The sequence below is a fragment of the Methylobacterium hispanicum genome (assembly GCF_022179285.1).
In the GTDB taxonomy this organism is placed as follows: domain Bacteria; phylum Pseudomonadota; class Alphaproteobacteria; order Rhizobiales; family Beijerinckiaceae; genus Methylobacterium; species Methylobacterium hispanicum.
This window is the reverse complement of the sequence record NZ_BPQO01000032.1, coordinates 24,247-47,191: the sequence shown is the minus strand read 5'-3', so window position 1 is coordinate 47,191 and position 22,945 is coordinate 24,247. Positions and strand designations below refer to the sequence as shown.

The window sequence follows — 22,945 nt, the reverse complement described above, 5'->3', positions numbered from 1 at the left end:
GGATCGCAAGAGCATTTTTTGTCCAGCCGGAGAAGTCCGGAGGAATTGACATGAAATCGGCGGCGAACCGAATGAATCCGCGTCCGGATCTCGGTATTTGCTCGTCGTCTGTCCAGTAGGTCTTAAGATGTCATTAAGTCCGGATCGGCCAGAAACATCCGGTACGAACCGGAATCCACGCTCATGCCGCGCCTGTCAAACATCAAGATCCTGCCCAAGCTCGCCAGCGTCATCGTTCTCATCGGCGTGATCGTGGGAGGATGCGTCTGGTACGCGCAGTCGCGCATGAGCCAGATCGACGACGCCTACAGCCTGTTCATCGTTCGCGAGGCCAAGGCGGTGGCCACCTCGCGCCGGGTCAACCGGTACGTGTTCGAGCTCAACTACTGGGTCTACCGCGTCATCGCCGAGACCGACGCGGCGCAAATGCAGGCCGCCAACCGGGGCTTCGATGCGGCCCTGCCCGCGCTGAAGACCGCTCTCGCCGAACTCCCCGAGCAGGCGCCGACCTTCGCCCGGCGGGTCGCCGAGCAGACGGGCCGCATCGAGCGGTTCGTGACGGAGGTGAGCGAGGTGCGCCGCCTCGGCACCCTCAACCGGAACGCCGAGGCGCTCGATCTCGTGCACGGCGCCATCGATCCGACCTTCTCCGCCCTGGTGCAGGAAGGTGCCAAGCTGACCGACGACATCGCGACATACATGGAGAACGGCTCGAACGGCCTGACCGATCAGACCAACGCCACCCGCCTGACCCTGATGATGTTCAGCGCGCTCGGCATGGTGATCGGTCTCCTCGCCGCGGCTCTGGTGGCGATGAACGGAATCACGCGCCCGCTCGGCAACCTGGTCTCCGTGCTCCAGCGGATGGCGCGAGGCGAGACCGAGGCGGAGATCCGCGAGGCCGCGCGCGGGGACGAGATCGGCGCGGTGGGCCGGGCGGTCGAGGGGATCAAGGCGATGGTGGCGCGCAAGGCCGCCGAGGAGGCCGAGGTCAGGCAGCGCGCCGACGAGGTCGCGGCGGCCGAGCGCCGCCGCACGATGATCGAGCTGGCCGACGGCTTCGAGCGCGCGGTCGGCGGCATCGTCGGCACCGTTTCCTCCTCCGCGACCGAGCTGCAGGCCACCGCCCAGCAGATGACGGCGACCGCGGCCGAGACGGCCTCGCAGTCCACCACCGTCGCGGCCGCGGCCGAGGAGGCCGCCTCGAACGTCGGCACGGTGGCGGCGGCGGCCGAGGAACTCGGCGCCTCGGTGCAGGAGATCGGCCGCCAGGTGCGGGGCTCGGCGGATCTCGCCCAGGGCGCCGTCGGCGAGGCCGACCAGACCGCCGCCCTCGTCCAGGCGCTGCGGGCGACCTCGGCCCGGATCGGCGACATGGTCGGCCTGATCTCCAACATTGCCTCGCAGACGAACCTCCTGGCGCTCAACGCGACCATCGAGGCGGCGCGCGCCGGCGAGGCCGGCCGCGGCTTCGCGGTGGTGGCCGCCGAGGTGAAGGCGCTGGCCTCCCAGACGGCCAGGGCGACCGACGAGATCGCCGGCCAGATCGGCGAGATCCAGGGCGTGACGGATCGGGCGGTCTCGGCCATCGGCGCGATCACCGGGCGCATCCGCGAGATCAGCGGTGTCGCCGCGAGCATCGCGGCGGCTGTCGAGCAGCAGGGGGCGGCGACGCAGGAGATCGTGCGCAACGTGGCGCAGGCCGCGGGCGGAACGGATGAGGTGACGCGCAACGTCGCGGGCGTGGCGCAGGCCTCGGAGGAGACGGGCGCGGCGGCCAGCCAGGTGCTCTCGGCGGCCTCCGAGCTGTCGCGCCAGTCCGAGCATCTAGGCGCCGAGGTCGGACGCTTCCTCGCCACCGTGCGGGCCGCTTGAGGGCGGCGGGCGGGGGGCCGCCCGGGGGATCGCGCCCGTCAGGCGGCCTTGCGCGGCAGCAGCGCCTCGACGGCGCCGACGAGGTCGGCGAAGTGCGAGATGACCCGGTCCGGGCCGAGCTCCTCGACCGGCGTGTCGGTGTAGCCGAAGGTCACGGCCACCACCGGCACGCCCGCGGCCTTCGCGGCGTCGATGTCGGCGCGCGAATCGCCCACCATCACGGCGCGTGCGGGGTCGCCCCCGGCCCGCTCGATGGTGAGCGTGATGTGGCGCGGATCGGGCTTGTGGAACGGGAAGGTCTCGCGTCCGCAGATCGCCGCGAAGCGCTCCGCGATGCCGAGCTTTTCCAGGAGATCGACCGCCAGGCCCTCGACCTTGTTGGTGCACACGGCCAGCCGGAAGCCGTCCGCCTCCAGCCGGTCGAGCGTCTCGACGAGGCCCGGATAGAGGTAGGATTCCCGGCAGATGTTCCGGCCGTAATGCTCGATGAAGTCGAGGAAGAGCTGGTCGTGCCGCTCGGGCGCGAGGGGCGCGCCGGCCGCCGCGAAGCCGCGCGCGATCAGCGCCTTGGCGCCCGCGCCGATCAGGTCGCGCGCGCCGTCGAGCGGCAGCTCCGGCAGGCCCTCGCGGGTGAGGAGCGCGTTCAGGGTGCCGATCAGGTCGCCGGCCGTCTCGGCGAGCGTTCCGTCGAGGTCGAACACGGCGATCGGGGGAAGGGACATGGGCGCTCTCGGGCTTCGCGGGTGCGCCATCGCTAGCGGCGCGGCGCTCCGGCGGCAACCTGGAGACGGGCCGACCCGCGCCAGGCCTCCGCGCCGCGGGCGCCCCACTCGTGCCCGAAATCCCCACGACACGAGGTCTCCCGTCTCGAGATCCGGCTCCATGACCCGTCGCGTCCCGCTCGCCCTCCTCCTCTGCCTCTCCGCCATCGGCCTCTCGACGCGGGCCTCGGCCGCCGCCTACGAGTTCGTCCCGGCGCCCCAGGCCGACCTCAACCGGATGTACCGGGTCGACAAGGTCACGGGCGAGGTTACCTCCTGCCAGTACGGCCTGCAGGAGAGCGGCGGCGGCATCGGCCTCACCGTCTGCTTCGCGGCCGGCGAGGGTGCAGGGCCGCAGGTGCCCTCCGAGTACGGGCTCGTGGCCACCCGCCACACCCGCGAGGCCGGCGTGTTCCGGGTCAACTACCGCACCGGCGAGATGAGCATCTGCTTCGTGCTGGTGAAGAAGGAGCAGGTGGTCTGCACCCAGCAGGCCAACCCGCCGGCCGAGTCCGCCGGGGATGCGGCCCCCGCCGCCCCGGGGCGCGCGGGCGCGGGCGCTACGCCGCCGCAGGGCGGACGTCCCTGACGCCGCCGCCCGGACGAAGCCCGAGACGTGTCGTTCGACGGCCGTTCCGATCCCGGCGCGGCCGTGCTAGGGCCCCGGCGACTCGAACCGTGCCTGGGATTGCCGCCGATGACCCGCCCCCGCCCCGCCGGAGCCCGACGTTGAGCGGGCCGGACCTGCGCCGCGCCGCCGCCGCGCGCGCCCTCGACCTCGTCGAGCCGGGCATGAAGCTCGGGCTCGGCACCGGCTCGACGGCCGCCGCCTTCGTCGCCCTGCTCGGCGCGCGCGTGCGCGACGGGCTCGACGTGGTCGGCGTGCCGACCTCGGAGGCGACCCGGATCCAGGCCGAGGCCGAGGGCATCCCGCTCGCCACCCTCGACGAGATCCCGCAGCTCGATCTCACGATCGACGGCGCCGACGAGGTCGATGGGCAGCTCCGCCTGATCAAGGGCGGCGGCGCGGCGCTGCTGCGCGAGAAGATCGTGGCCTTCGCCAGCACCCGCATGGTGGTGATCGCGGACGCCGCCAAGCGCGTCGCCACGCTCGGCGCCTTCCCGCTGCCGATCGAGGTGAACCCCTTCGGCCGCACCGCCACCCGCGTCGCCGTCGAGGCGGCGATCGCCCGGACCGGATGCACCGGTGAGGTGCGGCTCCGCCTCGCCCCCGATGGCGCGCCGCTCGTCACCGACGGCGGCCACCACATCCTCGACGCCCATCTCGGCGCGATCCACGATCCCGAGGCGCTGTCGGCGGCCCTCTGGGCGGTGCCGGGGGTGGTCGAGCACGGCCTGTTCCTCGGTCTCGCCACCGCCGCGATCCTCGCCGAGGACCGGGCGGGCCAGGCGCACGTCACCGTGCTGGGCCGGATCGGCTGAGCGCGCCCCCGGCCATGCACGCGATTCTCTTCCGGAAGGCTCCCATGACACGCCGCCTCGCCGCCGCCCTGGCGTTCCTTGCCGTCGCTCTGCCGAGTGCTGCCCCTGCCCAGGCGCAGAAGCCCGCCGCGCCCGCGGCGAAGCCGGCCGCGGCCCAGCCCGCCCCGAACGCCAACCACCTCGCGCTCGCCCGCGAGGTGATGCTCTCGTCGGGCATCGCGCGCTCGTTCGATTCGATCATCCCGGCCTTCGCGGACCAGATCCGCCAGCAGGCGGTCACCCGGCCGGAACTCGCCAAGGACCTCGACGAGGTGCTGGCCGCGCTCCAGCCCGAGATGGAGCTTCAGAAGCAGCGCATGGTCGACACGGCGGCCAAGATCTACGCCGACAAGCTCACCGAGGCGGAGTTGAAGGACATCGCGGCCTTCTTCCGCTCGCCCGCCGGCAAGCGCTACGTCGAGTCCCAGCCCGCCGTGCTCGACGAGATGGTGCAGGCCATGCAGAACTGGACCCAGGAGGTCTCCGAGTACGTGATGGTGCGGGTGCGCGCGGAGCTGGGCAAGCGCGGCCACCAGCTCCAGTAGCCGGTGACGCCTCCCGGTCCGCTCGCGGCCCGCCTCTACGGCGCGGGCGGCGCCGCGCTCGCGCTCGTTCCGCTGGCGATGGCGCTGGCCAACCGCTCCAGCCCGGTCCTCGTCGCGGTGGCGGCGCTTCTCTTCCTGGCCGGCCGGCTCGCCGAGGATGCGGCGGGCACGGCGCGCGACCTCGTGGCGGCCCTGCGCGCGGCGCCGGGCCTCGCCGTGCTGGCGCTGCTGGCCTGGGCGCTCGCCTCCTTCGCCTGGACGCCGTTCCCGGCCGTCTCGCTGCGCGCCCTCTCCGAGTTCGCGCCGACGCTTTTGGCCGCCTTCCTGCTCGCGCGGCTCGCGCCCGGACGGATCCCGGCCTTCGCCGGCCCGCTCGCCTGCCTGTCGCTCGCCCTGGCGGCGCTGATCATCGGGGCCAGCCTCGCCACCGATCTGCGCGTCCAGGCCTGGCTCGGGCAGCGCGACGCCGCCTTCGTGTTCAACCGCCCGGCCATGACCCTGGTGCTGCTCGCCGGCCCCGTCGCGCTGGTTCTGTGGCGGCGCGGGCGGCGCGTCCTCGCGGCTCTGGCGCTCGCCCTCGCGATGGTCGGCGCGCTGCGCTCGATCAGCGGCGCCGCCGCGATGGGTCTCTTCGCCGGCCTCGCCATGGCGGCGCTCGCCGCCGCGCTGCCCCGGCGGGTGGCGATGGGCCTCGCCGGCCTCGGCCTCGGGCTCGCCGTGGCCCTGGCCCCCGTCGAGGGCGATCTCTTGGAGCGGCTGATGCCGGAGGCGGCCCACGCGCGGCTGGTGCAATCCTCCTCCCGCGCCCGCGTCGCCATCGCGCGGAGCTTCGGGGCGGCGGTCGCCGCCGATCCGTGGCGCGGGGCGGGCTTCGGCGTGGCGCCGCGCTTCGCCGAGACGCCCGTCGCCGCGCGCATCGAGCCGGAGCTTCGGCCGATGCTGGCGGTCGGCCACCCGCACAACACGTTCCTCCAAGTCTGGGCCGAACTCGGGCTCGTCGGCGCGGTGTTGCTGGCGCTGGCCCTCTTCCTGTCCCTGCGCCCGGTCGTGGCCCTCTCCCGGCCCGAGGCGGCGGCCGCGCTCGGCCTCGCGGCGGCGGCGGCGGCGATCGCCTTCGTGGAGCACAACGCCTGGGCGGCGTGGTGGACGGCGTCGCTCGGCGCTGCCATCACGTGGCTGCGCGAGGCCACGAGAACCCGGAGCGGACCCGCATGAGCGACTTCGACTGCGACCTCTTCGTCATCGGCGGCGGCTCGGGCGGGGTGCGGGCGGCGCGGATCGCGGCCGGCTACGGCGCCCGGGTGCGGCTCGCCGAGGAGTACCGGGTCGGCGGCACCTGCGTGATCCGCGGCTGCGTGCCCAAGAAGCTGATGGTCTATGCGGGCCGCTTCGCGGACGAGTTCGAGGACGCGGCGGGCTTCGGCTGGAGCGTGGAGAAACCCCGCTTCGACTGGTCGGTGCTCAAACAGCGCCGCGACGCCGAGGTGACGCGGCTGGAGGGCATCTACGACGCCAACCTCATCCGCGCCGGGGTCGAGATCCACCCCGAGCGCGCCGTGATCGAGGACCCGCACACGGTCCGCCTCGTCGGCTCGGACCGGCGCGTCACGGCGGGCCACATCCTCGTGGCGGTGGGCGCCCACCCGGTGAAGGAGCCGGCGATCCCCGGGGGCGAGCTCGGCATCACCTCGAACGAAGTGTTCGAGCTGGAATCGTTGCCCGAGCGCATCCTCGTCGTCGGCGGCGGCTACATCGCGGTGGAGTTCGCGGGCGTCTTCGCGGCCCTCGGCTCGCGGACCACCCTGCTGCACCGGGGCGCCAAGCTGCTGCGCGGCTTCGACGAGGAGGTGCGCGACGCGCTCGGCGAAGCCTACGCCCAGCGCATGGACCTGCGCCTCGGCCGCACGCTCCAGCGACTGGAGCGGGCGGAGGGCGGCATCCGCGCCACCCTCGACGACGGCGCGAGCCTCGTGGTCGATCAGGTGCTCGTTGCTACGGGGCGCCGCCCGAACGTCGCCGGGCTCGGGCTGGAGCGGGTCGGCATCGACCTCGACGCGGCCGGCGCGATCCCGGTCGATGCGTGGTCGCAGACCCGCGTGCCCTCGATCTACGCGGTCGGCGACGTCACCAACCGGGCGAACCTCACCCCGATCGCGATCCGCGAGGGCCACGCCTTCGCCGACACGGTGTTCGGGGCCAAGCCCTCGTGCGTCGATCACCGCCTGATCCCGACCGCGGTGTTCTCCACGCCCGAGATCGGCGTGGTCGGCCACAACGAGGACACGGCGCGGGCCTGCTACGGCGCCATCGACGTCTACCGCGCCGCCTTCCGGCCCATGAAGGCGACGCTGTCGGGCCGGCAGGAGCGCGTCCTGATGAAGGTGCTGGTCGAGCCCGAGAGCGACCGGGTGGTCGGCGTCCACGTCGTCGGGCACGATGCGGGCGAGATCATCCAGGCGGTCGGCATCGCGGTCACGATGGGGGCGACCAAGGCCGATTTCGACCGCACCGTCGCGGTCCACCCCACGGCGTCGGAGGAACTCGTCACCATGCGGGTGCCCGCGGTGACGAAGCGCCCGGTCGGCGTCGGCTAGCCGGCGTCGCGCGCGGGACTCGACGCGGGGCGGGCGCGGTCTAGATCAGCCCGCATGGGCAAGCGGCCGACCAAGAAGGACCAGCCGGATCGGGACGACGCGCACGCGCGTCGCCAGGCGATCATCGACGGCCTGCTCGAATCGGCGCTCCGCCCCGCCTTCACCTACCGCCTGCCGAGCCTCGACGCGCTGCCCGCCGACATCCGCCGGGCGGTGGACGCGCTGCTCGCCAAGGCCGAGCGCCAGCGCAGCCGCGCCCTGACCTACGAGGATCTGGAGGAGGCGCTGCCCCCGCGCGACGTCTCGGCGGAGGACCTCGAGGCGATCTTCTGGATTCTGGCCGAGCACGGCATCGAGGTCGAGGACGGCGAGGGCTGAGGGCCCACGCGGGTTCGGCCCCGCGCGCGGTGAGCGCCGGAGGCATGGCCGAGAGGGAGACGCGGGACGCCGCGGAACCCAAGACGATGTGCGTACGGATACCGAGTTCCCCGGCGTCCCGCGGATGCGGGGGGCGACGGGCGCCCGGTCGCATCCGGCTTTGCGTCGCGGTTTCTTGTCTACCCGCCTGCATCGACCCCGATCTCGGTGGCCCCGGTATCGCGGTTCGCGCCCCGATCCGGAATCCGCCTCGGCAGACTTCACGCGTCCTGCACCGGACCTCGTAGTGGGCCCGGCATCGGTTCCTACGACCTGTGCAGGCCGGACTATCGGCGCCGTCCCGTTGTGGTCCGGGCTACGCGCCGAGAACGGCCCTGAGTCGCGCAGAGGCGCCCGGGGCACCGGCTGACCGGCCGGTGACGCGGGAACCGCCGCGCTGCCCTGCGGCCCCCTCCGGCGGTCATCCGGACGAGGCTCCCTGCTGCGGCACCGCGGCGGGAGGCAGGACCCGCCGCGATGCCGGGGCAGCGCGCGGGGAGGTGTGTACGCGGTTTGTTCTTGCGTGTCAAGACTTTTGTCTTAAATGAGGCGCGCGGTCCCCGCCCCCTCTCCGGCTCCCTCTCCCATAGGGAGAGGGTTGGGGTGAGGGGTATGACCTCACAGACTTGAGCACGACATCGACGCGCGTTCAGAGCAGCGCTTCGTCCTGAAGCCTCATACCCCTCACCCGGCTTTCTGCGAAAGCAGACCTCTCCCTATGGGAGAGGGGACCCGCGCCTCAGGCGGCAGCGAGGCGCAGACCGCCCTCTGCGATTCCCCTGCGCAGAGCGGGGAGGGGGGAGCCGCGCGGGTGCCACGCAACCCCGCGCCCGACCGGGCCGTTAACCAGCCCGAAGCCCGGCGGCGCTCTCGCCCCGGACGCGCCCGGCACGCAAACGTCCGCAGGAGAACGCCATGGGTCTGCTCGATACGGTGATCGGCGGGGTGCTGGGTCAGGTGCTCGGCGGCGGCAGAAGCGGTCAGTCCGGCGGGTCCGCCGGGTCGGCGATGTCGCCGATCGTGAAGGCGCTGCTGATGCTGCTGCTGGCCAAGGGCGCGAGCGGCGGCTTCGGCGACATCTTCGGGCGCGGGCACCAGGGCGAGCCCGGGCCGGAGGCCGACCGTAGCGGCGGCGCCGGTCCCTACGGGCGCGACGGCGACAGGGGCGGCTCCGGCTCCGGCGGCTGGGACCAGGAGGGCGGCCGCCGCGACGCGCCGCTGCCGCCCGGCGATTTCAGCGACCTCTCCGGCATGCTGGACGGCCCCGGCGGGTCCCCGGATCGCGCGCCCGGCGCCGGCCCCTACGCCCATCTCGACCGCGAGCCCGGCGACCGGCCCGATCTCGGCGGCCTCGACGGCCTGATCGAGGGGTTCCGCCGCGGCGGCCTCGGCGACGTGATCGAGTCGTGGATCGGCCACGGCCAGAACCGCCCCGTCCAGCCCAACCAGCTCGCCGACGCGCTCGGCCCCGACACGCTCGGCACCCTGGAGCGCGCCACGGGGATGAACCGCGACACGCTGCTCACCCAACTCGCCCAGGTTCTCCCCGAGGTGATCAACGGCCTCACGCCGCAGGGGCGGGTGCCGGGGGAGGGGGAGCGTCGGGGGTGGTGAACCCAGGCATTCGGGCCGCAGCCACCGGAACACCTAGGAGTATACCCCGCGCTTGATCATAATTGTTGAAAAGTCAGACTTGTGAGTCCTATCGCCTTGGATCGCCAGTGGCCGCAGCATACGATATCTAAGGTTGTGTTTGTGCTGGTTTCCTAATGTCGCCTCGAAGTGCGGTTCGCGTTCTACGTCATATCACAAAGAACGGATTAGACGACGTCTTTATTTCTCCAGCATTCTCGTCAAATGCTGAGACGAGTATGCTAAAGGATAAAGTGTTCCGCAAGCGTTTAGTTCAATGTTGCAGACAAACAATCGAATCGCCCAGGCTTTGGCAGGTTGGGTCTTCTTATAAGTTCTCCATCCCCAAGACGCCATATTCATATCGGAATGTCGATTGGATAGACTTCGAAGATATAGTCCGGTATACTGGGCTGGTTTTTGAAATAGCTCCTACGATTGAAGCTCAGCGAATTCCTGCAGCGTCTGACGTAGTTTTTTCTTACCGCTTCTCAAAGCATGGATACGTAATAGATAAGCGCTACAATTACAAATCATTTCGAGAAAAATCTAGTATTCTGAGCAAACAAAGCCCGTTCAGAGTAAAAATAAACACTGACATTTCCAATTTCTACGATAGATTAAACCTCCATAGGCTGGAGAGTAGTCTGGCAAGCTTGGGCTGTGGAAGCAAGTATGTTTCCTGCCTGAATGAACTTCTTTTCTTTTGGGCGGATCGCAATTCATTCGGCTTACCTGTTGGATGCGACGCGAGCCGCTTCTTGGCTGAAGCTGCTTTGATTCCTGTAGATAGAGCTCTTCAGCGAGAGGGTATAAAATTTGTTAGATTTGTCGACGATTATCGGATTTTTGCGAAGTCGTTTTCTCAAGCGCACGCGTATTTAAATATATTGATTCAAGAATTAGATAAAGAGTCTTTGTTTATCAATACATCAAAGACGACTTTTATCGACTTGGAACAGCATCGTACTGAACCATCTGAGGAGCCGCAGAAGGCTGCTTTCGATCCAGAGGATGAAGATGCTCGGGTTGAAGAAAAAACCTTCGTGACTGTCGGATATATTTCCAAGCTAATAAAAACTTATCGATATCCTGGCAGAGAGCAAATAAAAAGGTATAAGAACGAAGTCTTGACGGACCTTAAGAACAAAACCTTAAATTCTCGTCCGGACAATCTCGAAGAAAATATCAGATATTTTGTGCGGTGTTTTATTTACAATGATAGCCGAGAGATTATCGATCTCATTGATGTGATCGATCGCTATGTGCACTCACTCACGTACATTGTCGATGCATTGATAAAAGAGGAGGGCCGCTTCAGCGATAGCGAAGTCGAGCTCTTATCTAAAGCATTCTGCGAAATGTATGAAAAATATGCTAGATCTCCGTTTTTTGATTTGGCAATATTGAGACTTCTCTGCCACGGCCGCTATCAAAGTTTGGACTTTGTTAGGAGAACTTTTGATGGACTTAAGTTGAGCACGAACCCTATATTTTTGAGAGAATTTATACTTAGAACGAGAGATATAGCGGATAGAGAAATGTTGTTATCTTTTCGCCGTCTTTACTCAAAAGTGAGTCTTCCGGTCCGCCGAGCGATATTTCACGTCATCGAAAAAAGCGATAAGCTTCTAGACGGCGAAAAATATGCATGGTTCAAGCAGGTTCATAAATCGGAGGCCGACCATTACTTGAAAGTGATGGCCGGTGTTAGATTGGGTTCCCGCTCCAAACAAAAAGCATAAATTGACAATCAAACCCGCCGCATCACCAGCGAAGCATTCGTCCCACCAAACCCAAACGAGTTCGACAGCGCCACATCCACCCGCTTCCGCTTCGCCTCGTGCGGCACGAGGTCGATCTGCGTCTCGACGCTCGGGTTGTCGAGGTTGAGCGTCGGCGGGAGCACGCCGTCGCGGATGGTGAGGATCGAAAAAATCGCCTCGACCGCGCCGGCGGCGCCGAGCAGGTGGCCGATGGCCGACTTGGTGGAGGACATCGAGGCCTTGGCCGCGGCATCGCCGAGCAGCCGCTCGACGGCCTTCAGCTCTAGCTCGTCGCCCATCGGCGTCGAGGTGCCGTGGGCGTTGATGTAGTCGATCTCTCCGGGCGCGATGCCGGCCCGCTTCACTGCCGCCGTCATGCAGCGGAAGGCGCCGTCGCCGTCCGGCGAGGGCGAGGTGATGTGGTAGGCGTCGCCCGAGAGGCCGTAGCCGACGATCTCGGCGTAGATCTTGGCGCCGCGCGCACGCGCGTGCTCGTACTCCTCCAGCACGACGACGCCCGCGCCCTCGCCCATGACGAAGCCGTCGCGGCCGCTGTCGTAGGGGCGGGACGCCCGGGTCGGCTCGTCGTTGTAGCCGGTGGAGAGCGCCCGGCAGGCGGCGAAGCCCGCGAGCGAGAGGCGGTTGACCGGCGATTCGGCGCCGCCCGCCACCATCACGTCGGCGTCGCCGAAGGCGATCAGCCGGGCCGCGTCGCCGATGGCGTGCGCGCCCGTGGAGCAGGCGGTGACGACCGCGTGGTTCGGGCCCTTGAGGCCGTGGGCGATCGAGATCTGGCCCGAGGCCAGGTTGATGATGCGGCCCGGGATGAAGAACGGGGAGACCCGGCGCGGGCCCTTCTCGTGCAGCGTGATCGAGGCGTCGTAGATGCCGCCGATGCCGCCGATGCCCGAGCCGACGAGCACGCCGGTGGCGCACTGGTCCTCGTGCGAGGTCGGGTGCCAGTCGGCGTCGTCGAGCGCCTGGTGGGCGGCGGCGATCGCGTAGACGATGAACGGATCGACCTTCCGCTGCTCCTTCACCTCCATGTAGGCGTCGGGGTTGAAGGTGCCGTCCGTGCCGTCGCCGAGCGGGATCTGGCAGGCGATCTTGCAGGCGAGATCCTCGGTCTCGAAGGAGGTGACCTTGGCCGCCCCGCTGTCGCCCGCGATCAGACGGCTCCAGACGTGCTCGACACCGCTGCCGAGCGGCGTGACCATGCCCAGACCCGTGACGACCACCCGCCGCATCGCACTATCCCGTTTGCCACACTCAGAAACGAATAACGGCGCGCGGGGCGTTTGGCCCCGTCCGCGCCGCGTTTTTTGGGTCGAGCCCGGCGCCTCAGGCGGCCGAGTTCTTCTCCAGGAACTTCACCGCGTCGCCGACCGTCTGGATGGTCTCGGCGGCGTCGTCCGGGATCTCGACGTTGAACTCCTCCTCGAAGGCCATGACCAGCTCGACGGTGTCGAGGCTGTCGGCGCCGAGGTCGTCGATGAAGTTGGCACCCTCGACCACCTTCTCGGGCTCGACGCCCAGGTGCTCGACGACGATCTTCTTCACGCGCTCAGCGATATCGCTCATCGTTTCCGGTCCTCGTCTTCTTGATCTGATCGTCGTGTTGCTGGTGAAGGCGTTTCGGGCCGTAACCGACCCTACCGAACCGGTCGAGCGTTGCGCGAGCCGCCCCAAGCCGGTCGCGCGCCGTCCCGTCGCTCGCGGGGTTTGTCTTGGACTGTTAACCCGCGGAGCCGTCAACCCCCCATGCCCGGCGGACGGGGTGTTAACACAGCGTTCCCGCCCTGGCGAGGGGCGGTTCAGCAGGCGTTCATCTCCCCAATATCCACAAGGGGGACAAGGCGTTGCGGGGATGCATCACACCCGCGCCGTCACACCATCGCCGTCACACCATCGCCGTCACACCATCGCCGTCACACCATCGCCATGCCGCCGTTGACGTGGAGATTGTGCCCCGTGACGTAGGCCGCCTCGTCGGAGGCGAGATAGACCACCGCCGCGCCGATCTCCTGGCCCGTGCCGAGCCGGCCCGCGGGCACGCGGCCGAGGATGCCCTCGCGCTGCTTGTCGTTGAGCACGTCGGTCATCGGCGAGGTGATGAAGCCGGGGCTGACGCAGTTCACCGTGACGTTGCGGGAGGCGACTTCCGCGGCCAGCGCCTTGGTGAGGCCCACCAAGCCGGCCTTCGCCGCCGCGTAGTTGGCCTGGCCCGGATTGCCCGTGGTGCCCACCACCGAGCCGATGTTGACGATGCGGCCCGCTCTCCGGCGCATCATGCCCTTCAGCGCCGCGCGCGAGAGCCGGAAGGCCGCCGTCAGGTTCACGGTGAGGACCTGCTCCCACTCCTCGTCCTTCATCCGCATGGAGAGGTTGTCGCGGGTGATGCCGGCATTGTTGACCAGGATGTCGAGCGGGCCCATTGCGGCCTCCGCGGCCGGGACCAGCGCCTCGACGGAGTCCGCTTCGGCGAGGTTTGCCGGGACGATGTGGGCGCGCGCGCCGAGTTCGGCGGCCAGCGCCTCCAGCGCCTCCGCCCGGGTGCCGGAGAGCGCCACGCTCGCCCCTTGCGCGTGCAGCGCCCGGGCGATGGCGTTACCGAGGCCGCCGGTGGCGCCGGTGACGAGGGCCTTGCGGCCGGTGAGATCGAACATGCTCGGATTCCTCAGAGGCTGAAGGCCGCGACGTCGTCGGGCGTGCCGATCGCCGTGGCCGTGGCGCCCGCCGCGATGCGCTTGACGAGGCCGGAGAGCACCTTGCCGGAGCCGACCTCGTAGAACCGGTCGACGCCCGCCTCCGCCATCGCCGCGACGCTCTCGCGCCAGCGCACCGTGCCGGTGACCTGGGCGACGAGGTTGCGCCGGATCGCGTCGGGGTCGGATTCGGGGGCCGCCGTCACGTTGGCGTAGAGCGGCACGCTCGGCGCCCGGAGCGCGACTTCGGCGAGCGCCGCCCGCATCGCCTCGGCGGCGGGCGCCATCAGCCGGCAGTGGAAGGGCGCCGAAACGTTGAGGAGCACCGCGCGCTTGATCCCGCGGGCCTGCGCTCCCGCCACCGCGCGCTCGACCGCGGCCCGGTGGCCCGAGAGCACGACCTGCCCCCCGCCGTTGTCGTTGGCGACGTCGCAGGCCTCCTCGTCCGCGGCCTCGGCGGCGATGGCCTTGGCGGCCTCCAGGTCCGTGCCGATCAGCGCCGCCATGGCGCCGGCCCCGGGGGCGACCGCCCGCTGCATGGCGTCGCCCCGGACGCGCAGGAGGCGGGCGGCGTCCGCGACCGTGAGGCTGCCCGCGGCGGCGAGCGCCGCGTACTCGCCGAGCGAGTGGCCGGCGACGCATCGAACGTCCCGGGCGAGGTCGAGCCCGCGCTCGGCCTCCAGCACGCGGACGCCTGCGAGGCTCGCGGCCATCAGGGCGGGCTGGGCGTTGGCGGTCAGCGTCAGTTCGTCGGCCGGGCCCTCGAACATCAGGGCGGAGAGCTTTTGCCCCAGCGCGTCGTCGACCTCATCGAAGACCGCGCGGGCCTGCGGAAAGGCCTCGGCGAGCGCCTTGCCCATGCCGACCGCCTGGCTGCCCTGTCCGGGAAAGATGAGTGCGCGCGCCATGGTTGAGATTGCGGCTCCGCTTGTCGAATCAACGCCTTGGGTGGGGCGGCGCAGTCGCACCGCGCCTGCCCCAAGTCAATCGTGCGGTGCGCAAATCCGTGCGGACCCGCCGAGCCCTGTCAGCGCCCGAACGGGAAAACCGCCCTCCGTCAAGCCCCGGCCAAGCCGTTGCGCTTGTTGGCAGACCGCATCGGGTGTAAGAGGCCCCCCACAATCCGACATCCCGCACGCGTATAAAGGAGCCGCCCCGCATGGCTCGCGTCACCGTTGAAGACTGCATCGAGAAGGTCGAGAACCGCTTCGAGCTGGTTCTGCTGGCGAGCCACCGGGCCCGCCTGATCGCCGCGGGCGCGCCGCTCACCATCGACCGCGACCGCGACAAGAACCCGGTCGTGGCGCTGCGCGAGATCGGCGACGAGACCATCACCGCCGACGACCTCAAGGAGCAGCTGATCCACTCGCTGCAGAAGTACGTCGAGGTGGACGAGCCCGAGGCCGAGACGGTGCCGCTGCTCTCCAGCTCCCCCGCCGCCGCGGCGGTCGCGCCCCAGTCGTCCTCGGACGACAGCGCGGTGCAGTTCGACCGCATGAGCGAGGACGACCTGCTGCGCGGCCTCGAGAACCTCGCGCCCCCGGTCGAGACCGAGGAAGACACCGGCGAGTGAGCCCATCCGCGCCCCGGCGCGCGCGTCGGCCCGGCGGCAACGCCGGGCCTTTTTCGTATGGCGATACCGCGCGCGGGTCCCGCCCGCCCTGGCGCCGGGCCGTAAAGCGCCTCAGAACGGGCCCATGACCATCGCGCGCATCGCGGGAAACGCCGGCGCCCGGAACGCCGCCCTCGACGGCCTGCGCGGGCTGGCCGCCCTCGCGGTCGCGGTCGGGCACTGCAACCTCGCGGTGACCGGGCTCGACCTCTGGGGCCGCACGGTCCGCGACTTGGCCGGGATGTCGGCGGAGGCGGTCGGCCTGCGCCTGCTCTACCTCGTCGCCCCGAGCGACGCGGCCGTCACGCTCTTCTTCGTGCTGAGCGGGCACGTGCTCTGGGAATCCTTCCTGCGGGGCCGCCCGGGTCCCGCCGAGGGGCCGGACTACCTCGTCGGGCGCGCCTACCGGCTGCTGCCGGTGGCCATCGCCAGCGCGCTGCCGCTCGGGCTGATCCTCAACGCCTCGGCGGGCGAACTCGTCGCCAACATGCTGCTCCTCAGCACCAGCATGAACGGCGTGCTCTGGTCCCTGCAGACCGAGGTTTTGTGCAGCCTCGCGCTCTTCGGCGCGTGGCTGCTGGCGGGCGATTCGCGCGCCCGCCTCGTCGCGTTGCTGCTCTCCGTCCTCGTTGCCGCGCCGGCCTTCCGGGGCAGCAACCTCTTCCTGTTCTTCCCGGCCTTCCTGCTCGGCGCGCTGGTCGGCGCCTGTCCCGGCCGGATCTGGGCACGGCGCTCCACCCTGGTCGCCGGCCTCGCGCTGCTGACGCTCGCGAGCTTCGTGCTCTCGCACGGCGCGGTGGCGCGGCCCTTCGAGATGCTCGGCGCGGCCGTCGTCATCGCCTGCCTGCGCGCCCGGCCGCCCGCTCTCCTCTGCGCGCGGCCGATCCTGTTCCTCGGCGCGGTCAGCTACCCGTTCTACCTCTGCCACACGACGGGGCTCGAACTCGCCGTGCGGCTGGAGCCCGCCCTGGGCCTCGCCGACCCCGTCGCCCGCGTCGCGGTGCTGGCCCTGCTGTCGATCCCCGTCGCGCTGGCGCTGGCGTGGTTCCTCCACGTCGCGGTCGAGCGGCCCGCCATGCGGGTGCGCCCGCGCCTCCGGCAAGGCCGCGCCGCGGCACCGCCGTCCTACGAGCACGCCCCCGACCGCGCCCCCGTTGCGGAGACCTGAGCGGCCCGCGCGGGAATCCGACCTGATGCGACCGCGTGCATCTGGCGTCCGCGCGTGCGATGCGGGAGACTGCGCCGTACGGCCGAGTGGGCCGGGATCGGACTGAGGGCAAGGGTCTGTCTCGCGTTATGATGCGCCAGTACGAACTCGTGGAGCGGGTGAAGCGCTACAACCCGGCCGCGAACGAAGCCCTGCTCAACCGTGCCTACGTCTACGCGATGCGCGCCCACGGCACGCAGAAGCGCGCCTCGGGCGACCCGTTCTTCGCCCACCCCCTCGAAGTCGCGGCGATCCTCACCGACCTCAGGCTCGACGACGCCACCATCGTGGCGGCGGTGCTCCACGACACCGTGGAGGACACCGCCGCCACGCTCGACGAGATCCGCGAGCTGTTCTCGCCGGAGATCGGCGCGCTCGTCGACGGCCTGACCAAGCTGAAGCGGCTCGACCTCGTCTCCAAGCAGGCGGCGCAGGGCGAGAACTTCCGCAAGCTGCTGCTCGCGGTGGCGGCGGACGTGCGGGTGCTCCTCGTCAAGCTCGCCGACCGGCTGCACAACATGCGCACGCTCGGCCACATGCCGGCCGAGAAGCGCGCCCGCATCGCCCAGGAGACGCTCGACATCTACGCGCCGCTCGCCGGCCGCATGGGCATGCAGGAACTGCGCGACGAGCTGGAAGACCTCTCGCTGCGCAACCTCAAGCCCGACGTCTACGAGACGATCACGCAGAGGCTGAGCGCGCTCTCGCAGAAATCGGAGCGGATGGTCGAGACCATCGAGCAGGACCTCACCGCCAAGCTCGCCGCGCAGGGCATCCGGGCCTCGGTGACAGGGCGGCTGAAGAAGCCGTTCTCGATCTGGTCGAAGATGGAGCGCAAGTCCGTCGCCTTCGAGCAGCTGTCCGACATCTTCGGCTTCCGCGTGGTCGTGGACACGCTGCCCGAGTGCTACGCGGCGCTCGGCGTGGTGCACACCGCCTGGCCGATGGTGCCGGGCCGCTACAAGGACTACATCTCGACGCCGAAGCAGAACGACTACCGCTCGATCCACACCACGGTGATCGGGCCGCGCTCCCAGCGCGTCGAGCTCCAGATCCGCACGGAGGCGATGGACGAGATCGCCGAGTACGGCATCGCGGCGCACGCGCACTACAAGGAGGCGGCCGCGCGGGGGGAGGCGGGCGTGCACCCGAAGCTCGCCACTGAGAGCGGCGCCTACCAGTGGCTGCGCCGCACCATCGAACTCCTGGCGGAGGGCGATTCGCCCGAGGAGTTTCTCGAGCACACGAAGCTCGAGCTCTTCCAGGACCAGGTCTTCTGCTTCACCCCGAAGGGCCGGCTGATCGCCCTGCCGCGCGGGGCCACGCCGATCGATTTCGCCTACGCGGTGCACACGGACGTCGGCAACACCGCCGTCGGCGCCAAGATCAACGGGCGGATCGTGCCGCTGCTGCACGAACTGACCAACGGCGACGAGGTCGAGATCGCCCGCTCCGACGGCGCCGCGCCGCCCGCCGCCTGGGAATCCCTCGTCGTGACCGGCAAGGCGCGGGCCGCGATCCGCCGGGCGACGCGCTCGGCCGTGCGGCGGCAATATGCCGGGCTCGGTCGCCAGATCCTCGACCGCGCCTTCGAGCGGGCCGGCAAGAGCTTCTCCGAGGACAAGCTGCGCGGGGCGCTGCCCCGTCTCGCCCGGGGCTCGACCGAGGACGTGTTCGCGGCGGTGGGCCGGGGCGAGATGTTCTCCGGCGACGTCGTGCGGGCGGTCTACCCCGACTACAAGGACGAGCGCCGCGCGGCGGCCTCCAGCGCGCCGCAGCTGCCCGTGAACGGGGCGGGCCGGCTCACCCGCTCGAAGGACCAGACCATCCGCCTCACCCTGCCGGAGGGCGACGGCCGTGCCGACCCGAACGCCATCCCGATCCGCGGCCTCGACGGCGACCTGCCGGTGAGCTTCGCGCCGAACGGCGGCGCGGTGCCGGGCGACCGCATCGTCGGCATCCTGACGCCGGGGCAGGGGGTGACGATCTACCCGATCCAGTCGGCCGCGCTCGCCGCCTTCGACAACGAGCCCGACCGCTGGATCGACGTGCGCTGGGACATCGAGGGCCCGGCCACCGAGCGCTTCCCGGCCCGGATCGCCCTGCAATCGATCAACGAGCCCGGCACCTTCGCGCAGATCGCCCAGGTCATCGCCGACCACGACGGCAACATCGACAACATCTCGATGAAGCGGCGCACGCAGGACTTCACCGACATCACCATCGACATGTCGGTCTGGGACCTGCAGCACCTCAACGCGATCGTGGCGGAGCTGCGCGGCAAGCGCGCGGTGAGCCGGGTGGAGCGGGTGAACGGGTAGGACGCGCGCTCCTTCGGGCAAAGCGGAAGGCTGATCGACCAAGTCCTGTCTCGGGTAGCACGAGTCCCCTCTCCCATAGGGAGAGGGGGCGCGGCGCGGTTCGGGCGCGATCCGGAACGAGGTGGCCGCCCTGTGCGATAGGGCTGTTCGGGGGGACGGAAGCTATCCCGACGAAAGGAATCCGTCCCGGACCGTTGCCGAACGTATCCGCCGCCCGTCCGGAAACGCGCGGTTACAAATTTGCACCGGCCCGCCCGCTTCGATATCCAGAAAACCCAGGCATAACAGCGGCATGATCGCCGTCGAACACGCGCCGATGTCCGCACCCGCCAGCCCCCACATCCTCGTCGTCGAGGACGACCGGGAGATCTCCGCCCTCGTGGCGCGCTACCTGCGCGGCAACGAGTGCCGCGTGACGGTCGCGGGCGACGGGCGCGAGATGGACCGGGCGCTGGGCGACGCCCGGGTCGATCTCATCGTGCTCGACATCATGCTGCCGGGCGAGGACGGGCTCGCCCTGTGCCGGCGCCTGCGCGCCACCTCGGCGATCCCGATCCTGATGCTGACCGCCAAGACCGAGGAGATCGACCGGATCGTCGGGCTCGAACTCGGCGCCGACGACTACCTCGCCAAGCCCTTCAACCCGCGCGAGCTGCTGGCCCGGATCCGCGCGATCCTGCGGCGGAGCACGGCGAGCGCGCCCGACGACGACGGCGTGCGCAAGCTCCACTTCGCCGGCTGGACCCTCGACGTGGCGCTCCGGCAGGTGCTGAGCCCGGAGGGCGCGCGCGTGGCGGTGACGGGCGCCGAGTTCGACCTGCTCCACGCGCTCTGCCTGCGCCCCGGCCGCGTCCTCTCCCGCGACCAACTCCTCGACCTGACGCAGGGGCGCGCCGCCGGCCCGTTCGAGCGCAGCATCGACGTGCTGATCAGCCGGATCCGCCAGAAGATCGAGCGCGACACGCGCAACCCCGAGATCATCCGCACGATCCGCTCGGGCGGCTACCTGTTCACCCCGGAGGTCACCCGGTCATGACGTTCGCGGGACTTCGCGCGCGGCTGCGCCCGCGCAGCATCGCCGGGCAGATCGTCCTGCTGATCGTGGCGGCGATCGCGGTGGCCCATGTCGTGGCGACGCTGGCCTTCGTGATCCTGCGCGAGCCCTGGCGGCCGGACGACCGGCCCGGCGTGATGGTCGGGCGCGCCGCGACCGTGGCGCGGCTGCTCGACGCCTCCGAGCCCGGGAGCCGGGACGCGCTCATCGCCGCCTCGGCCCGGAGCCTGCCCACCCTCGAGATCGCGCCCTGGGACGGCCAGGACGGCCGGGCCGAGTTTGACCACGCGGTGATCCGGCGGCTCCGCGACGGCTTCGGGCGCGCGCTCGCCATCACCGATCTCGGCTCCGAGACGCGTCGCGGCGACCCGGTGCTGCGCCTCGGCATCCGGACGCCGGCCGGCGCCAGCTTCCAGGTCGTGGTGCCCGACGACCCGCTCACCCCGCCGCGGCAGGGCGCCATCATCTTCACCTTCGTGTTCCTCGGGCTGACGCTCGCGCTGCTCTCGCTCTGGGCGACGCGGGCGCTCACCGCGCCGCTCGCGCGCCTCGAGGCCGCCGCCGAGGCCTTCGGCACCCGCGACGACCACGCCGCCGTGCCCCAGGCGGGGCCGCGCGAGGTGCTGGCGGTCTCGCGCGCGCTGGACCGGATGCGCGCCCGCGTGCGCCGCCTGATCGACGACCGCACGCAGATGCTCGCCGCGATCAGCCACGACCTGCGCACGCCGATCACGCGGCTGCGCCTGCGCGCCGAGTTCATCGAGGACGAGCACGCCCGTGCCGCGACCTTGCGCGACCTCGACCAGATGAACGGCCTCGTGGAGGCCGCGCTCTCCTTCGTGCGCGACGGGCAGGCCCGCGACACCGGCAGCCACACCCTGGTCGATCTCGCCTCGGTGGTGCAGACGGTCTGCGACGGGTTCGCCGACATCGGCGCCCGTGCCGCGGTGGAGCGCAGCCGCCACGTGCTGGTGCGGGGCCGGGCCGACGACCTGCAGCGGGCGATCACCAACCTCATCGACAACGCCGTGAAGTACGGGGGCGAGGCCCGCGTGCTGATGGAGACGACGCCCCGCGGGGTGCGGGTGGAGGTGCGCGATTCCGGCCCCGGCATCGCCGAGGCCGAGCGCGAGGCGATGCTCCAGCCCTTCGTGCGCGGCGATCGGGCCCGCAACCTCAACGACGCGACGGGCTTCGGCCTCGGCCTCTCGATCGTGCAGGCGATCGTCGAGGCGCATGCGGGCCGGCTCGTGCTCGAGAACAGGCCAGAGGGCGGCCTCGCGGCTTCGATCGAGCTGCCGCTCGCCGCGCGGCAGCCGCCCGAGCACGAGCCTGAGCCTTTGCGGGCCCCGGAGACCCTCGGCCGCGCCGCCTGAGCCTTCTCGCGCCCTCCCGCGTTGTCGGGATATCGACAGAGGAGGAACGCGGATGGATGTCGGCTTCATCGGGCTCGGGCGCATGGGCCGCGCGATGGTGGGCAGGCTGGTCGCGGCGGGCCACACGGTCCGGGTCTGGAACCGCTCGCCCGGCGCCTCCGAGGGTCTGGCGGGGGTGATCCCGGTCGCGAGCCCGGCCGAGGCCTTCCGGGGCGACGCCGCGCTCACGATGCTCGCCGACGACGCGGCTTTGCGCGCCGTGATCGTCGAGGGCGGCCTGCTCGATCAGCCCGATCGCCCGGGCCTGCATCTCGGCATGAGCACGATCTCGGTGGCGCTGGCCCGCGACCTCGCGGCGATCCACGAGCGGGCCGGCGTGCCCTACGTCTCGGCCCCGGTCTTCGGGCGGCCGGACGCGGCCGAGCGCGGCGCCCTCAACATCGTGGCCGCCGGGCCCGAGGCGGAGATCGTCCGCGCCGCGCCCCTCCTCGACGCGATGGGCGCCAAGACCTGGCGCTTCGGCACCGAGCCGGCGCGGGCCAACGCCGTGAAGCTCGCCGGCAACTTCATGCTGATCTCGGCGATCGAGGCGATGGGCGAGGCCTGCGCCTTCACGGAGGCGCACGGCGTCCCGGGCGCGGACCTGCTCGACCTCCTCACCAGCACGCTCTTCGCCGCGCCCGCCTACAAGAATTACGGCGCGCTGATCGCGGAGGAGCGCTACGAGCCGGCGGGCTTCGCGCTCCGCCTCGGCGCCAAGGACGTGCGCCTCGCCCTCCAGGCCGCCGAGGTGGCGGGCGTGCCGATGCCCTTCGCGAGCGCGGTCCGCGACGGCCTGATCGAGGCGATCGCCCACGGCGACGGCGAGAAGGACTGGTCGGCGCTGGCGCGCGTCTCGGCGCGGCGCAGCGGGCGCGCCTGAAGGACGCTCAGCCGGTCGGATCCCATAGATCGTCCGGAGCCGGCGGCTGACCGCCCTCCCTGTTCATGAAGCGGTCGAAGGCGGCCGGGTCACCCTGCTTCGACCGCTCCGAGAAGTAGTCGGCCGTCTTCAGGGCGGCGAGCTTCTCGGCGACCGCCGTCACGATGAATTGGTTCAGGGTCGTGCCGTCCGCGCGCGCCACCGTCTCGGCAGCTTGTTTCAGGGAAACGGGAAGGCGGAGAGCGTAGTTGCCGCCGGCTGCCATCAGGATCTCCTCAGAACATCCGCGGGCCCGAGCAGCGCGATGCCGAAATCTGCCGGGACGGTGCCGAAATCGGCCCGGTTGAACGTCACTATGGCATCCGCTCGACCGTTGACGGCAACTTCCAGCACCATGTCGTCGCCCGGGTCACGCAGCCGCGGTCGCCACAGATAGTGGATCTCGATCGGCTCGATGCAACCGGCGAGAACGTCGAGCACGTTCATCACGTCGGATCGTGAGGCGCCTGCGGCCGCCAGATGCTCGGCTCGCGTCACCACGGCCTCGTACTCGATGAAGAGCGGCACGCTCGCGAGCATCCGATATCGCCCTGCCTTCACGCGTCGGACAAGTTCGGCGGATCCACCCTGTGGGCTGCGCAGGGAGGCGACGACGATGTTCGTGTCGAGCACCAAG

At 70.2% G+C, this 22,945-nt stretch carries 22 protein-coding genes; 15 read left to right on the top strand and 7 right to left on the bottom strand.

What is annotated here, in order from left to right:
- The first annotated feature begins 183 nt into the window (after positions 1–183).
- On the top strand, positions 184–1,875 hold the full coding sequence (locus MFF56_RS26755) for a methyl-accepting chemotaxis protein (protein ID WP_238231773.1): 1,692 nt from the start codon (positions 184–186) through the stop codon (positions 1,873–1,875).
- Between the two features lie 38 nt (positions 1,876–1,913).
- On the opposite strand, the gene MFF56_RS26750 is transcribed toward MFF56_RS26755, so the two are convergent.
- Positions 1,914–2,597, bottom strand: a complete 684-nt coding sequence (locus tag MFF56_RS26750; protein ID WP_082772908.1) for an HAD family hydrolase — start codon at positions 2,595–2,597, stop codon at positions 1,914–1,916.
- A 160-nt stretch (positions 2,598–2,757) separates the two neighbouring features.
- Here MFF56_RS26750 and MFF56_RS26745 point away from each other — a divergent pair, with 160 nt between their 5' ends.
- The 8 genes from MFF56_RS26745 (at position 2,758) to MFF56_RS26710 (ending at position 11,051) form a co-directional block, all read left to right on the top strand.
- The gene (locus MFF56_RS26745; protein ID WP_066919826.1) at positions 2,758–3,225 is read left to right on the top strand and encodes a hypothetical protein; all 468 of its coding nucleotides are present in this window, start codon (positions 2,758–2,760) and stop codon (positions 3,223–3,225) included.
- 140 nt (positions 3,226–3,365) lie between these two features.
- A complete protein-coding gene (gene rpiA / locus MFF56_RS26740; RefSeq protein ID WP_238231771.1) occupies positions 3,366–4,079 on the top strand; it encodes a ribose-5-phosphate isomerase RpiA in 714 nt (237 codons plus the stop codon).
- A gap of 44 nt (positions 4,080–4,123) precedes the next feature.
- On the top strand, positions 4,124–4,663 hold the full coding sequence (locus MFF56_RS26735; protein ID WP_066927478.1) for a DUF2059 domain-containing protein: 540 nt from the start codon (positions 4,124–4,126) through the stop codon (positions 4,661–4,663).
- Between the two features lie 78 nt (positions 4,664–4,741).
- Positions 4,742–5,878 carry an O-antigen ligase family protein gene (locus MFF56_RS26730; protein WP_066927480.1) on the top strand — a complete coding sequence of 379 codons (1,137 nt, stop codon included), beginning with the start codon at positions 4,742–4,744 and terminating at the stop codon, positions 5,876–5,878.
- On the top strand, positions 5,875–7,257 hold the full coding sequence (gene gor / locus MFF56_RS26725) for a glutathione-disulfide reductase (RefSeq protein WP_066927473.1): 1,383 nt from the start codon (positions 5,875–5,877) through the stop codon (positions 7,255–7,257). Before MFF56_RS26730 ends, gor begins: the two co-directional genes overlap by 4 nt.
- A gap of 54 nt (positions 7,258–7,311) precedes the next feature.
- A complete protein-coding gene (locus MFF56_RS26720) occupies positions 7,312–7,635 on the top strand; it encodes an RNA polymerase sigma factor region1.1 domain-containing protein (protein WP_066927476.1) in 324 nt (107 codons plus the stop codon).
- 954 nt (positions 7,636–8,589) lie between these two features.
- Positions 8,590–9,288, top strand: a complete 699-nt coding sequence (locus tag MFF56_RS26715) for a YidB family protein (protein ID WP_238231769.1) — start codon at positions 8,590–8,592, stop codon at positions 9,286–9,288.
- A gap of 272 nt (positions 9,289–9,560) precedes the next feature.
- On the top strand, positions 9,561–11,051 hold the full coding sequence (locus tag MFF56_RS26710) for an RNA-directed DNA polymerase (protein ID WP_238231767.1): 1,491 nt from the start codon (positions 9,561–9,563) through the stop codon (positions 11,049–11,051).
- Positions 11,052–11,059: 8 nt separating this feature from the next.
- On the opposite strand, the gene fabF is transcribed toward MFF56_RS26710, so the two are convergent.
- The 4 genes from fabF to fabD all read right to left on the bottom strand — a co-directional run bounded on the left by fabF (position 11,060) and on the right by fabD (position 14,685).
- Positions 11,060–12,319, bottom strand: a complete 1,260-nt coding sequence (fabF, locus tag MFF56_RS26705) for a beta-ketoacyl-ACP synthase II (protein WP_238231765.1) — start codon at positions 12,317–12,319, stop codon at positions 11,060–11,062.
- 94 nt (positions 12,320–12,413) lie between these two features.
- Positions 12,414–12,653, bottom strand: a complete 240-nt coding sequence (locus MFF56_RS26700; RefSeq protein ID WP_066926221.1) for an acyl carrier protein — start codon at positions 12,651–12,653, stop codon at positions 12,414–12,416.
- 347 nt (positions 12,654–13,000) lie between these two features.
- Positions 13,001–13,738: a 3-oxoacyl-[acyl-carrier-protein] reductase gene (gene fabG, locus MFF56_RS26695; RefSeq protein WP_066926224.1), complete on the bottom strand. Its 738-nt coding sequence runs from the start codon at positions 13,736–13,738 to the stop codon at positions 13,001–13,003.
- 11 nt (positions 13,739–13,749) lie between these two features.
- Complete coding sequence (gene fabD, locus MFF56_RS26690; protein ID WP_066926227.1) at positions 13,750–14,685, bottom strand: ACP S-malonyltransferase; 936 nt, start codon at positions 14,683–14,685, stop codon at positions 13,750–13,752.
- A gap of 251 nt (positions 14,686–14,936) precedes the next feature.
- Between fabD and rpoZ the strand changes: the two genes are divergently transcribed.
- The 6 genes from rpoZ to MFF56_RS26660 all read left to right on the top strand — a co-directional run bounded on the left by rpoZ (position 14,937) and on the right by MFF56_RS26660 (position 22,269).
- The gene (gene rpoZ, locus MFF56_RS26685; RefSeq protein ID WP_066926230.1) at positions 14,937–15,350 is read left to right on the top strand and encodes a DNA-directed RNA polymerase subunit omega; all 414 of its coding nucleotides are present in this window, start codon (positions 14,937–14,939) and stop codon (positions 15,348–15,350) included.
- A 124-nt stretch (positions 15,351–15,474) separates the two neighbouring features.
- Entirely contained in the window at positions 15,475–16,557 is a 1,083-nt protein-coding gene (locus MFF56_RS26680) for an acyltransferase family protein (protein ID WP_066926233.1), read from the top strand.
- Between the two features lie 128 nt (positions 16,558–16,685).
- The gene (locus MFF56_RS26675; RefSeq protein WP_066926236.1) at positions 16,686–18,917 is read left to right on the top strand and encodes a RelA/SpoT family protein; all 2,232 of its coding nucleotides are present in this window, start codon (positions 16,686–16,688) and stop codon (positions 18,915–18,917) included.
- A gap of 316 nt (positions 18,918–19,233) precedes the next feature.
- Positions 19,234–19,953 carry a response regulator gene (locus tag MFF56_RS26670; RefSeq protein WP_066926270.1) on the top strand — a complete coding sequence of 240 codons (720 nt, stop codon included), beginning with the start codon at positions 19,234–19,236 and terminating at the stop codon, positions 19,951–19,953.
- Positions 19,950–21,347, top strand: coding sequence for an ATP-binding protein (locus MFF56_RS26665; protein WP_066926239.1), 1,398 nt, complete (start codon positions 19,950–19,952; stop codon positions 21,345–21,347). The genes MFF56_RS26670 and MFF56_RS26665 overlap by 4 nt, the downstream gene beginning before the upstream one ends.
- A 52-nt stretch (positions 21,348–21,399) precedes the next feature.
- A complete protein-coding gene (locus MFF56_RS26660) occupies positions 21,400–22,269 on the top strand; it encodes an NAD(P)-dependent oxidoreductase (RefSeq protein ID WP_066926242.1) in 870 nt (289 codons plus the stop codon).
- A gap of 7 nt (positions 22,270–22,276) precedes the next feature.
- On the opposite strand, the gene MFF56_RS26655 is transcribed toward MFF56_RS26660, so the two are convergent.
- Positions 22,277–22,534: a YlcI/YnfO family protein gene (locus MFF56_RS26655; protein ID WP_066926245.1), complete on the bottom strand. Its 258-nt coding sequence runs from the start codon at positions 22,532–22,534 to the stop codon at positions 22,277–22,279.
- Positions 22,534–22,941 (bottom strand): putative toxin-antitoxin system toxin component, PIN family, encoded by a 408-nt coding sequence (locus tag MFF56_RS26650; protein ID WP_238231780.1) that lies wholly within the window; start codon positions 22,939–22,941, stop codon positions 22,534–22,536. Before MFF56_RS26650 ends, MFF56_RS26655 begins: the two co-directional genes overlap by 1 nt.
- Positions 22,942–22,945 lie beyond the last annotated feature (4 nt).